At 56.2% G+C, this 13634-nt stretch carries 9 protein-coding genes; 4 read left to right on the top strand and 5 right to left on the bottom strand.

Annotated elements, in window-relative coordinates; translation table 11 throughout:
• Positions 1-32: 32 nt before the first annotated feature.
• Positions 33-536 (bottom strand): GFA family protein, encoded by a 504-nt coding sequence (locus J3U88_RS18220; protein ID WP_207860368.1) that lies wholly within the window; start codon positions 534-536, stop codon positions 33-35.
• A gap of 465 nt (positions 537-1001) precedes the next feature.
• Here J3U88_RS18220 and J3U88_RS18215 point away from each other — a divergent pair, with 465 nt between their 5' ends.
• The 4 genes from J3U88_RS18215 (at position 1002) to J3U88_RS18200 (ending at position 5344) form a co-directional block, all read left to right on the top strand.
• Positions 1002-1502 carry a CesT family type III secretion system chaperone gene (locus tag J3U88_RS18215; protein ID WP_207860367.1) on the top strand — a complete coding sequence of 167 codons (501 nt, stop codon included), beginning with the start codon at positions 1002-1004 and terminating at the stop codon, positions 1500-1502.
• Positions 1503-1608: 106 nt separating this feature from the next.
• Positions 1609-2085, top strand: coding sequence for a CesT family type III secretion system chaperone (locus tag J3U88_RS18210; RefSeq protein WP_207860366.1), 477 nt, complete (start codon positions 1609-1611; stop codon positions 2083-2085).
• Between the two features lie 22 nt (positions 2086-2107).
• Complete coding sequence (locus J3U88_RS18205; protein ID WP_207860365.1) at positions 2108-2611, top strand: hypothetical protein; 504 nt, start codon at positions 2108-2110, stop codon at positions 2609-2611.
• 33 nt (positions 2612-2644) lie between these two features.
• Complete coding sequence (locus J3U88_RS18200) at positions 2645-5344, top strand: hypothetical protein (RefSeq protein ID WP_207860364.1); 2700 nt, start codon at positions 2645-2647, stop codon at positions 5342-5344.
• Between the two features lie 337 nt (positions 5345-5681).
• Here the strand turns inward: J3U88_RS18200 and J3U88_RS18195 are convergent, their stop codons facing one another.
• From J3U88_RS18195 to J3U88_RS18180, 4 genes are all read right to left on the bottom strand, one after another.
• Positions 5682-7142, bottom strand: coding sequence for a DJ-1/PfpI family protein (locus J3U88_RS18195; RefSeq protein WP_207860363.1), 1461 nt, complete (start codon positions 7140-7142; stop codon positions 5682-5684).
• Positions 7143-7492: 350 nt separating this feature from the next.
• Entirely contained in the window at positions 7493-11524 is a 4032-nt protein-coding gene (locus tag J3U88_RS18190) for a M56 family metallopeptidase (RefSeq protein WP_207860362.1), read from the bottom strand.
• A gap of 559 nt (positions 11525-12083) precedes the next feature.
• Positions 12084-13058, bottom strand: coding sequence for a UDP-glucose 4-epimerase GalE (gene galE / locus J3U88_RS18185; RefSeq protein ID WP_207860361.1), 975 nt, complete (start codon positions 13056-13058; stop codon positions 12084-12086).
• A 68-nt stretch (positions 13059-13126) separates the two neighbouring features.
• Positions 13127-13585, bottom strand: coding sequence for an RNA-binding S4 domain-containing protein (locus tag J3U88_RS18180; RefSeq protein ID WP_207860360.1), 459 nt, complete (start codon positions 13583-13585; stop codon positions 13127-13129).
• Between the last annotated feature and the right edge of the window lie 49 nt (positions 13586-13634).

The raw sequence follows: 13634 nt of genomic DNA, 5'->3' as shown, positions 1-13634 counted from the left end.
CGAAGCCGGCCGGGAAGTCAGTTTAAGTGCGTTCACCCAAGCGCGACGGGTTGCTCCCGCAACACCGCCGACGACACCGCAAAATCATCGACACGCCGGTGACCGGGCAGGGTAAGTGTGACATTGCCGATCCACTGCCGGCGCCGGCGGGCGCAGCGGCCGGCGACATCCTCGTGCGCGTAACAAACATTGCGGCACGCGGATACCTCGAGCGGAACATCAAAGGTATTGACGTTGACTAATGCGTAAAGGTCGGCACCATCCGGCCAAATCACAAAAGGGGCGATACCGCATTTACTGCACACGTAAAAATCGGCGGTTTGGGTACCGAACCGGTAGAGATGAATCGCATCGCAATCGCCGACCTCGGCCACCAAAATCCCACAGGGATCAGCACTGTACCGGGCACCGGTTTTGCGGCAATAGGAGCAGGAACAAGCGCGCATGGACAATTGTGCCGCGGGCTGGGATGAATAATAACGGTAGCGAACATTGCCACAATGGCAGCGGCCATCGTGTTTGTGGCGGGTTTCCATGTGCGTCTCCTTTCAGATCATTCTTTATTTTTCAAGCACTTACGCTTAACTGGTAAAAAAAGGAGGAACACCCGAGACCTCGGAGGGGGACCCGAGCGTTCCTCAAAACTTAGCCTTGATAGCGCGAACCGTCGCACCCTTCCGTGGAGGTGGTTGGTATCCGTTGGTGGTGGAAGGCAAACGACAACCCCGCGCTTGGCGACCGCCCCGGGTGAAGCTCTTGCCTGTGCGAACAAGAGGTAGGGCGGGAACCGTCAGGGGACTCTTGATGCTCTACATCCTAAGTTCGCGGCAACCAAAGAACAAACGATTTGATCTCATCCAGCTTTGCGTTTTTCTCAAAGCTTGCGATCGCCCGCCGGCCGATTCAAACGGATGGTGATACACTGAAGACCGTCCATTCCCAAACCAACACCTCACCCTCACCCGTGCCGATAGGCCGCAATGAACACAAGGACGTCCCCGATGAGCATCACCCAAACCATGAACCAATGGCTCGAAGTGATCGGCGCCATTCAGGGAGAAAGCTTGCAGCTCAGTCCCGAGGGCACGGCCGCCTTTGTTTACGGCGAAGAAGTGGAGGTGGTGGTTTCGGTTGACGATCAATCACCGGTCATGTTTTTTTTGGCGGTCATCATCGACATGCAAGATTTGGAAGAAGACCTGCACAACCAAATCCTTGGTGAAGCGATGCGACTCAACCTGTACAAACAGGTTACCGCGGGCGGTTCTCTTGCCTTCGATCAACACCACACTCGTTTGGTACTAAACAAAAGTGTATTGGTGGCGGAACTCAGCCCCGAACAGTTTGTGGCCGAACTCGAGCCTTTTGGCCAAGCGGCGCTGCAGTTGGTGCAAACCTTCCGCGGGGAATCCGCGTCAAGCGCCCCTGAGGAAGACGAAGAACAGCCCCCACAAAACCCGCCCCAAATCGAGCCGCCCCCACCCCTCGGATGGCGCGCCTAATTCACGTCATTCCACCGACTTGAAGGTTTCTAGCAACGCTCGTGTTAAAATGCCTCACCATCCAAACGATTCGACGGACAAAATCCCGTTGAAAAGCGAGGCATTCATGGCCGACGCGGCGACGATTAACACGTGGCTCGGTGAACTCGGGCGTCGTTGTGAATTGGACCTAGCACTGGACGACCAGGGCTTGTGCGGTTTTCAACTCAATCCAGATCTCCCCTGCCACATCCAGTGGGTTCCCGAGGTTCCTTATCTTTACTGGACGATTACCCTCGCGGTCATTCCGGGGGAGGCAGGCCCGCGCCGCGCCGAAATCATCAATACTTGTTGTGCCTGGAACTTTTTGGAAGAAAAAACAAACGGCACCCAGTTGGCCCTCGATCCCGACGGCCGGCTGATCCTCATGACCTTTCGTCGGGCCTTGACCCACCTGGACCAAACCGCGTTCATCAACATTACCGGCAATCTGATGGACACCGCCCTGGTTTTGTTCGACCACTTGCGTCGCTTCAACCAAACCGAGGCGCCACCCCAACCCGCGCGGGCACCCCTATGGCTGCCCCCCTCGCAACTCGCTTAACACACCGCCCAAGGATTGGACCATGAACGCGATTCCCGTCCTCGACATGTACGAGCATCTCAATCAATTCTTGCCGTTTAAAAACGAGATGCTGTATTTCCACCTGGTACCAACCGAGGCCGACGACCAACCCTGCATTCGTTACCGCGACCGGCTGTACAACAACCTGCCGATGCTGTTAGATCGCGCTCCCCACCTCGGCGATAAAGACGAGCTACCCGCCTTTGCCCAAATCGTAAATTTCATGCTGGCAGGCGGACGCTTTAGTTATATCGAGCACCCGCAAAGCTTTTGCGTGGAGTACGAACGCATGATGAGCCACATCGAACCGGACATGGAACCCGCTTTCCATCGCCACGGGCCCTTCGAAACAGACGAGATCAGCAAGCCCTCCTTGGAAGCCGACCACCTGCAGTTTTACGTCTATCAGCGTCACACCATGGTCCCGTACCGGGTGACCTGCCCCTTCCCACGCATTACCGCCGCCGACAACATCCCCTACGAACTATTGCCCTATCGCTGCTAACCCCGAACATAACGTGTACAGAAGAAGGTTCTTATGAAAGGTATGGAAATCAACGTCGGCCGGCGCTTCGTAGAAGGCTCCTTTGCCAAGGGGTCCAACGTCGACCAACAGAACCTGCGCAAAACCTTCACCAGTTTGTCGTCATGGGTGGTCACCCCGCCGAAAACGCTGGCGCTGTTTAACCACAACAACCAAACCCACGTCTCCACCGGCGTTACCCAACAGCAGTTCCAATCGTTGAGCACCCTCGATCAGCAGCAAACACCGACCATCAGTGGAACCCAGCTTCAACAAGTCAAAGACATTCTGGATTCGGTCGGCATCAATCACAGCAGCTTAAGCAACCGCCAAAAATTACGCGCGGCGGTCATGTTGGGTAACAACGAGGTCAGCGGGGCCTGGCTGAAAGAACACACCAAGGCGATCCGAACCGGCGACGATACCGCGATCACAGCCGGCAAAATCCTCCACGAGGCCTACCTCTTCGCCAACGCCCAGCAAAAAGGCGGCTTACAAGGCCCGTCCGACTCGCTGCACACCAAGCTGGCCATGAAAATCGCCGACGCCGTCATCAAACCCAACGGCGATGTGGACAACCTCGCCATCGCGGAAATGATGCAGCAACTCAAAGACGACGTGCTGGCGGGCAAGCTCAAGGCCGGCCCGCACCACAAAGCGATGGCGGCGATGCTCGGCAAATTCGGCGCCTCGCACAGTATGCGCGAAAAACTGGGCGGCATTACCGCGCCGCGCCAAAACTCGCCCCAGGAGCGCATGTTACAAGCGACCTTGGGAAAAACCACCAGCCCACTCAGCAACCGCGACGCGCGGGTTGCCGTGCTGTCCGCCATGTTGGCCGATTTGCGCCAAGGCCAAGTGGGTTCGTGCTTTGGGACCAGCATCGCGATTCATTTGAAGAAGGACCACCCGGAAAAAATGCTCGACCATCTCAAAGACATGGTGGAGAACGGGCGTATTCGCGGCAGTTACAAAAGGGACAACATGAGCCCCACGCAAAACCTAGACATGCCGATGAATACCAGTCTCAAGGACACCCAGATCGCACAAAAGATGAAGGTAAGTTCAGACGGCACCATTACCCATCTCAACAACCGCGGCTTGGGCACCACCAAATCGATCACCGACATCCCCGGTTTGCACAGCGCACTCAGCGCGGTGGGTATCACGGAGAACCAGGATACGGTTCTAAAAACCGCGATCACGCGGATGCGCGGTCAGAACAGCAGTGTTACCGTTTCGCCGAAGGAACTGCTCGATAACATCATCGACAACACGCATTCCATCGGGCAAAGCCAAAAAACCGCGATGAAAACCCGCGCCTCCGATCACTTCCACAGTCAGGTGGAGAATCGCCTATTGCGCTCGTATGAGTACACCTTAAGTGGTTTGGCAGAAGGTCATTTCGTGTCGCCGACCCTGCGTTCCTTCGCCAACAACCTCATCGCCCAAATGCGTATCGGCGGCAGCATCCAGACCCAATATGACAAAATCGAAAACCAAACCGACCAGGACAGCTTCATGCAGTTCACCGCGGGTTTCCCCAAACGGTTAACCGACTTGGTCGACAAGCACATCATTTTGCAATACGACGCGACTTTGCCCCATTCTACGCCGTCACCGGACGGACGCTCGCTGTTTGGCGGTTTCGCGGTCCACTTCCGGGACCCAATCACCCAAAAGGTGACCCCACTGACCAACAAAAGTCAGTTGCGGAAGGCGCTGACGAGCTTGGTCGGCCAAGCGAAACGCAACGATCTCAACGAAATCGCCAAAAAGTCGGGACCCGCGGCCGACAAGTTGCGCACCGCTTACCAGGCTTTCCAAAAACAGCTTACCGAAAACATGAAATCGACCAGTCAAACTTCGGACACCTTCATGGACGCCCTGCTTCCCGGCATCAAAAACCTACAGTTGGTGCCACTGGGTTTTCCACGCGGCGCCAATCCACTCGACGTCATGCGAACCATTTTCGGGACCTCCTCTAACGCTCAGGTCGACAAACTGCCCAAAAGCAATCGCAACCCCAACGACGGCGGGCCGGTTCTCAAGCAAATGGTGACCACCATGCGCCACATCCACAGCAACATCCAGGAAGTCGGAAAAGGCTACAGCCAAAAAGACATCACCAAAATGACCGTCCCGGTGATGAACGAACCCCACGCCTTTTTGTTGGACGCCTCCCTCGATCCCAAGTTCGCCGAAATCATCAAAAGCGAAGGGGACATCGACGTTTGGATGAAAAAAACCTTGCTCCCCAAGGAACTGGACACCTACCAAAAGACTGATCTTGAGAAAAGCGCGGTTCGGCTCGCCGTGAGCCAACTCAGTTCCAGATTGGAAATTGATGTCGATACGGTGATGAGCCAATTGGATACCAAAGGCAGCACCAAACCCAAGGATGTGTTGGACGTGGTTTACCAAAACGTGGCCTCCAAGCACCGCAACCAAACCGTGAAAGACCAAATCGGGCAACTGCTCGCGGAAAAGTTAGCGGCCCCGGTGGAACGGGTGCTGGTGGCGGACACCAACTGGGGCGACGGCGAATCACACATCTATTTCGGCATGGTCTACAACCCCTTCTCTACCAACATTGAGATGTGGAACTTCGAGGACGACGGCCAATCGATCAAACCGCGCGGCCTACCGGATCAAAAACGCCACGTTCAGGTTGCGTGGACCATCGCCAAAGATCCCCACGATTTCGGTTACTAACTTTGCAACGACAGTCTGTCTTTGTCCCCCTGAAAGACTGCTTTTAAGACCCTTCATCCGAGTTGGTCTATACCTTTGCGTTGACAGCTACAGGGTGACCGGCTACGGCGACTACGGGGTGACAGTCTTTCCTAAACGGCTGCTTTATATACTTATCTCCCAAGCGCGTCTCTTTTTTTTCTATTTCTGGACAAGGAAAGGCCCGCGCCTTCCATCCCAATTGCTCACTGATTTTCCCGCAATCATTCAGGGAATCTATGGAGCAAAATGGGTTTTGGGCGCGGGCCTGAAGGGAACCGGTGGGGTTGCCGGTTTGACAAGGAACTTGAGGCGCGGCTTATTCGGCCAAAATCTCCGCCGCCAAGGTTTGACCGAATGCCAGAGCCGTGTCGTAGTTTTCAGCCGTAATGACGCGGATGCCGTTGCCGAAATCAACCATCACATCGTCTGCCACGGTGCCGGGATCGCCAATGGAACCGCTCGGTAAATAGTTGCCGCCGTTCACGGTAACGTGCCAACTGGACGGAACTTCCCAATTGCTGTACCACACGCCGTCGTAAAGGCCGGCCGGACCACCCAAGGCATAGGTGGCGACGTCTTTACCGTTCAGCGGGCTGGCACCCTCGACCCGTGCCCAGGCCAACACCGCCACACCATGGCAAATAGCGCTGATGATTTTGTCCGCATCGACAAAGGTTTGGATGATTTGGTTGGCAAGGTCGCGGTGATCGTTGTTGCCGTAGTAGGGATTGCTGTAGGTTCCGGGAAAGGCGTACTGGTAGTGGGACGAACCCCAGCCGCCGATGAACGCGACAGCAGCATAGTCGGCGACATCGACCTCGGCCAAGGTGAGGTCGGGAAGGATCCAACCGCTCTCAGCCCCTTGGCCGGAGCCGGGATGCGGGACGCACCAATCAGCATCGCCGGCGGCGACCACCGCGCTAAGGCCTTGCGCCTCAAGCCCAATACGGGTGTCGTTGTACTCTTGAAAATAGAATCCGTCGTTGGCGAGCACCAACAAAACGGGCAACGGCTCCGGCGTCGGCGGCACAAAGCGGGCGTGGATTTCGGCGGCGAATACCTCGCCAAAGGTGGTACCGCATCGAAAACTTTCTCCAAACACCAAGTTCCCATCAACCAGGACGTCGTCCGCGGAGGTGGTGGGATCACCCACGGAACCCTCGGCGAGAAAGTTACCGCCGTTTTGCGCCACGTGCCAACTGGTGTGGACGGAATAGTTTTCTCCCTCGAGGCTGAATTGGGGGATGCTGCCGAAGTAACCAACCACGTCCCGCCCGGCCACGGGGCTCACCCCGTCGATGCGCGCCCAGGCGAGCAACGAAATACCGTAACAGATGGAGCCGATCATTTTGTCCTGATCGTCAAAATCGTTGAGCAAGCTGTTGAGCTGGGCCTGGACGGTGGGATCACCGTTGTAAGCCGGATTGTGGTAGGTGCCAGGGAATTGGTATTGCAGCGCGGAGGCGCCCCAACCACCGACCAACACCACCCCGGAAAACGAGGCGGCTTCGACATCGCTCAGGGCCACATCCACGGGGAAATCGGGATCGGCGCCGTGAGATGTGGCGATCCCGGCTTGCGGGGCGGCCACGGTAACGGTGAAGCCGGCGGCCTCCAAGGCCTGGCGCGGCAGAATATAGTCGGGATAATAAACGTCTTGGTTGGCGACAACCAACAACACGGGATCAGGCGTTTCTGATTGGGCCTGTAGTGGCAAATGAAGCTGGGCGAGCACCAGCAGAACCGACAAAGCGGTTGTGAAACGAGTAGGGAACATGGGACACCTCAAAGAAACAGACACACCTCGGCCGGCCGTGGTAGAACACGGGTCAGTAGAATACGGGCCAAGGGTTCCGTTTTGATTTAGTGATAGGAATGGAGGTTGGGCGGCGTGACTTCACGCTGGAACGTGAAAAATACGGATAAGCAAGGCGACGGCAACAAGCCGCCGCACGGATGATCTTAAGCAAGCACGGACACCACACGCGTGCGGTTAGATCGTAGGTGTGCCGGCAATCCAAAAAGATTCGGGCCGACGCCCAATAAGTGCGCCGGCCCACATTTTTCTCGCTAATAAAACGCCCGCCGAAACGCTTGTTATCGGGAACCTGGCTGAAGCGGGTGACCTTAATTTCTATCCCAAAAGGTGTTGCTGAATTGGAAGCCGGTATCGGGAATAGGCGCCTTTGGAACAAGGCGATGCTTCCCTGGATCCAAAGCCACCATGGCACCGTTCAACCGGTCACGGCCAAGTCGCAAGGGTTCTTCGTCAAAACGCCACAGCATATTGGGTACCAATTCCTCCGCTTGATCCAAGTGCAGGGTTACCAGGGTTACATCGACTCTCTCCCCGGCATTAAAGGCTTGGCGGTCTTTTGGGGTCACAAAACGCCTCGGCAGCGGTTGTGACTCGGTAAGGCCTTTAATGATGTGGTCCGACTTTTTTAGCAAGAGCCGAAACGGCACGCTCCGATCAACCCGCCCAGGAATCCCATCTTCTTCTATCATGAAAACCGACAGGTACAGCGGTGTTAACAGCACTTCTTCATCCTCATACCGCTGGGACAGCACCATTTGCCACATCCGTTTTTCCACGTCTCTCCAAACGATCGCCGCAATGTCGCCTTCACGGGGCAAAGGCCAAAGATCGAGTTCCATGTTTTGGCGAGGCAAATCCGGTTCAAGGGGAACCTGTTTGCCGTAAAACAGCCAATGCCGATTATCCCGGTTCTGCGTGGTGCGAGAGAGCAGACGGTGGCTTAAGGTCCATCCATGTCCCGCGGCGCCGATCCGTATGTGGCTTTCCCACCCCTTGGGATAGGTTAAACGCTGGGTTCCCAGGTTTTCGCTCCCAAAGGTAAACGTATTGGCCGGCCAGCCTTCGATGTGGCCGTTCGGCCAAAAAGACAGGGCTTCGCCTTGATAGGTGGTTTCAATCTCGGTCTGTGCCCACGCCCGCGCCCAATCGAAGCGCACCACGGGGGTCGGACGGGAAACGGTTGCCCGAAATGGCTCCGACAGCAACAGAACACCATTGAGCTGGACAAAAAGCTGCATTTCTTTATCGAGCGGGACGTGGGCCGATAGCTGCAACGCGCCCTTGTGGACCGACACCGAATCGGCCCCTATCGGAATCTTCAAGGTACGCCCGGACCGCATGGTAAAGTCCTCTTCTACCCATTTGAACCCTTGCTCATCGCGATGGACAAAACGCGCCTCGGCAAACAATTTGCCCGAAGACAAACTCAATTCTTCTTTAATCCAAACCGGTAACGGCGTGTTCAGTGCAACAACACCGCGCCGCTTCGCGGTAAAAGTCAAGGTGACCGGTCCCGTTCCCTCGGGCACCTGAAATCGCCCTAACCCGGATCCTTCGGTCCGGTAACCAATTAAACCCCTTTCATGAGTACGAACCTTAACACCGGACGGCGCATGGAACACCGCGCGGCCGTCACGTACCGCAACTTGCAAGCTCGCCGAAGATCTGAATTTCGGCAATCCATTATAGAATCGTGACAAGGGCACCTGATTACGCGGCCAAAAACCTTGTGTTTTGTGGTGGTTCCAAGCAAGCGCCTCGCTGTTGTTCGGCACCGACCAGCTCACACTCAAGGTTCCCTCCGGCGGTGCTGCGCCCTCCGCAACTTCTAGCAGCAGGGTTACCTCGCGAAGCGGCACGGACAACTTGGCTTCCGCTTCGGCTTGAGCGGAAAGGTGCAGACGGTAAACACCATCTTCATCCGGTTCCACCATTTGCTCACCCAAGGGGTGCCGCAAACGGAGCAAGATCCCGGGCAAGCCGCTTTCAACCCGGCCGTGAAATCGGTCTGCTTCCTCCGTCAATGAGATGCGGCTCCAAGTACCGAGAGACCGTGTTTCGCTCGCAACCTCTTGAGACCAAAACGCCTGGACCATGCCCAATTTGTAGGACGAAAAGTCGCTCAGATCGGCATCGCCCTTTTCGATCACGATGTCTGCACCATACTTTTTGAGGGTCAAGGTGACCGGTCCTTGATGATCAGGGGAAACCACGGCCACCGCCAGGCGATGATCGGGAACGGAATCGAAGGGATACCCCACCTGGAGCGGGTGGCCGACGCCGGCCTCAATCACAATCTCCCGTGCATCGGCGGGAAACCAAACCTGGCCGCGGCCGGAGGCATCGGTTTTCCCCATCCCAACCGCCGGTTCCAACCAAATATCCCGTTCATTTTGTTCCCCGATCCGTACCGTTCTCGGCCGCACCCAACCATCTTGGATCACTTGGCCGTCAGCGTCCCGCAACACCACATCGAACTTGCGCAGGCGCTTAAGCGCCAAGGTAACACCATCCAAGGCGTCACCTTGCAGAACCCTCGGTTCATAGCCCGGCGCACTGATAAAAAACCGGTATTTGCCGCGGTCGTCCTCGCAAACCTCTTTGTTTAGCGTCACCCAACCTTTATCGTTCGCTTGATACAAGCCGCCGCGAATAAAAGAAGCACGACGATCACGCGCCGCAACCAAATTCTTTCGCGATTCGATCACAGGGGAAAGCCAGACCTCCACGGTGACGGGTGAGCCGGCCAAAGGTTTACCCGCAACGTCTGTTAACTGAAAGCCCAGCGGGTCAGCCCGCTTTAAGGGTATTGTCAGTGTCCGACCACCGTGTTCCGCATCACTCAGAGCAATGTCAGCCAGCGCAAAACCCGGCACCGAAAGCCAAAGTAAATCATGCTGAGGAAAGTGCGATCTATTGGTCAGGAAATGTGCCGGCAAGTCCGCCGCATCGGCCAAAGGCATCAGTACCACGCGACGTTTCATCGCGAGATGAAACCCATCCGTCCCCGAATTGCCACTGAGAATACGGGCAGACAGAGCCTTCACCCCACGAGGTGCATTCTTTCGGAACACCACGACGTAGGTCCGACCTTCCGGGTCAACCACGTGAATTCGAGCCGGCTGCACGCCCTGCCCACCTTTGCCAAACCTCTGTTGCTTTTCGTGTTGGGCCGTAATTGCTTCATAGGTGGCGGGTGTCCAAAAGGGCTGGGCCAGCAACGCTGCCTGGCGGCTGACGAAAAACAAAAACAGCAAACCCACGCCCCAACTCCCCAGGAACGAGGCACACTGATAAAGCGACAAATGAAGTTTGGGTCGGGTTTCCGGGCGCAGTAAACGCTGGATGCGGTTTAACAAACTCCCGCGCGGGAAGCCTCCCAAGCGCTGGGCCGCCGCCATTGGCGACGGTTTCAAGGCGCCGGCTAAATCAGACAAGGCATGGGCAAGCGCGGTCGCCGAACAGTCTTGCGACGCAACCAAATCGCAACAGGCTTCCCGCTCCAAACGGATTTGACGGTTGAGCCACCAGACCATCGGGTTAAAAAACAGCAGGGCGTCGATCAGCATTTGGATCAGGTTCACCAAGTAATCGTGGCGGCGCAGGTGGGCCAGCTCGTGCAGGAGGATCACCTCAATTTGGTCCGGCGGAAAACGCGTCGCGAAAGAGACCGGCAGCAGCAGGGTGGAGCGCCACCAACCGTGAACGGCCGGACTGCTTACCAGATTACTGCATACCACTCGTGGTAAATGGGTTAAACAAACACGTTCGGCAAGCACATGAATCTGTTGCAGAAATTCGGGATCTTCCAAGGGATGGGCCGCCTGAACGAGGCGGTGGTCGGCTAACAGACCAATCAGGAACCGAGAGGTAAAAAAGAGCGCCCCACACAACCAAGCACCGGTCATCCAAGGGGAAAACCAAAGAAACCAGGCTAGTAGAGAAAACGTGTACATCTCGGGAGAAGGTGATTCGCCAAGTTCCGCGGCCGGCCGAACACCCGATTCCCGAACGGGACGGCCCGGCTCAACAGGCATACCGATGGGAAGGTCGGCAGCCGGCTTGGTATGGGTTTCAGCAAGGATTTGACCGTGAAGCAGTCGCGGTCCCTCGGGAAATTCAACCAGCCATGCGGACATCAGCAGCGCGCTGCTCACAATAAGCAACAACCCACCGAGGCAGAGGCTGTAGCGCCAGCCCGCTCGACGGGGAGACAGGAGCCGCAGCAAGCAAACCAAAATCAAGGTGACCACCAAGCCGACAGGCAAAGTCACCAACAAACCGGCCGAAACAGCCACGGCCGTGGGCGACTGGAGGAAGGAAAAAAGGGCATCCATCATGTGAGATCCTCCTGAGGGACAAGTCATTCGGGTGATCGGCTCGAGCAGGCGCAACCACCGGGAAGAAGGGATAGTTAAAGGGTTTTGGTCAAAAAGACCCAGTGTACGCCCATTAACGTACTACATTCACAGTAGATACACCAAGAGAAATCTTGGCCCATCGTCATCGCTAGGTTTGGCGCCGAGTATGCAAAAACCGTTGTTAGCACAAGGCTTACGACCGAGAGACGACCCGAGGGTTCGACCCTTCCGTATAGCAACCGAGGCGAAGGTGTCTGGACCGAATAATGCGGAAGGCCGACCTCGCGCAATCGCATGGGTTGCCCCGTAGCAGAATTACTTGTGAGAAATGCAGGTTGGAGCCAAGTCTGGCGCTCGAGCACAACGAAGCGATCACCAGAACGATCACTCGAGGCGAACACGCCGTGACCGTGCAAAGGCAACCGATCTCATGTTGCCGGCAGAAGGGAAGGAACCCCAATTTACAGGTACCGCTTTCCTCATGCAGGGTCTCCAAGCACGAGGCATTCGTCAGAAATCCCGACTTCTTGGCTAAATCTTACTTATTCGAATGGTAGGCTGACCAAGAGGTTTTCAGCAGTGTATCCAAATCACTGTGCCGGGCGGTCCAATCCAGCTTTTCGCCGGCAAGCGCCGCTGCCGCCACCAGGTGGGCCGGATCACCCGCGCGTCGGGGACCCATATTGTAATTAAGCGATTTGCCGAGGATTCGCTCTGCCGCCTTTACCACTTCCAAAACCGAGTAACCGGTACCGGTGCCGAGGTTACAAATTAAATCGCTGTCGGTTTGTGCCATGTAGTCCAGCGCTTTCGTATGGGCCGCGGCCAAATCGTTCACGTGAATGTAATCGCGAATGCAGGTGCCGTCCGGTGTGTCGTAGTCGTCGCCGAAAATCGTGAGTTTCTCCCGGGTACCGCACGCCACTTCCATCACAATGGGAATCAGGTTTTTGGGGTTCTGTTCCAAGCCTTTGACCCGTCCCGCTACATCGTAACCGGCCGCGTTAAAGTAACGCAGCGAAACGAAACGCAGGTTGCGCAATTGGCTGTACCATTTAAGGAAGCGCTCTGTCTCCAACTTGGTAAAACCGTAGAAGTTGGTCGGTACGAGCGGGTGACTTTCATCCATCGGCAAGCAAACCGGATCGCCAAATACCGCCGCTGACGAGGAAAAAACAAACTTGCCGACACCGTGTTTGCACACCGCGTTAATTAGGCGCAAGGTTCCGGTCGTGTTGTGTTCGGCGTAGCGTTCGGGCTCAACCATCGAATCACCCGCCGCCTTTAGCGCGGCAAGGTGAACCACCGCATCGAAGGAACCAGCCGCCAACGTATCGTCCAATTCCGGGCCGAACATGATGTCGCCTTTCACAAAATGCGCATCTTCGAAGAGGTTGATCTCCAGACCGCTGCTCAAGTTGTCGAACACGGTTACCGCATGGCCCGCTTGCAATAGATCGAGAACCACGTGGCTGCCGATATAACCGGCGCCGCCTACTACCAAAACCTTCATGTCAACCTCTCCCGGAAGTGGATCAAAATAGGAACGAAACGCCCCATTTTAACCGGCGATACGGGTTCTCAGTCGAATCCTTTTTCCTTAAATTTCTGGATCTGGCGACGATCCCGTTTGGTGGGACGACCGCGCACGCGCGGCGCTTGTTTTTCCAAGGCACGCACCACCTCCACCATCTCGCGGGTTTCCTCGTCAAGATGAGCGTCGAGGGTGAGGTCGTAGTATTCAACCGCAACCTTGGCACCGACCCGCCGTTCCAGTAAACCTTTAACCGTGACGTGATGGGTACGCCCATCGCGTTTGAACTCAATTTCCTCGCCGATTTTAACCGGTCGGTGGGCCTTAACGCTTTGGCCGTCCATCTTGATTTTCCCGCCCGCGATGGCCTTCGCCGCCTCACTTCGGGTTTTGTAAAACCGCACCGCGAATAACCATTTGTCGATGCGTACACTTTTCAAACCGTTGCTTAAATCCTTGGCAGGCGCCGCCGCGGTCGTCTCGGGCTTCGTCTTTTCTTCTGTCATAACATCCTCTAACGCATGGTGGATCGTCCCTGGGAGCTGATCGCCCTAC

The organism is Acanthopleuribacter pedis, from assembly GCF_017377855.1.
Lineage (GTDB): Bacteria > Acidobacteriota > Holophagae > Acanthopleuribacterales > Acanthopleuribacteraceae > Acanthopleuribacter > Acanthopleuribacter pedis.
The sequence above is the reverse complement of the archived record's forward strand: the minus strand, read 5'-3'. Positions and strand labels throughout refer to the sequence as shown.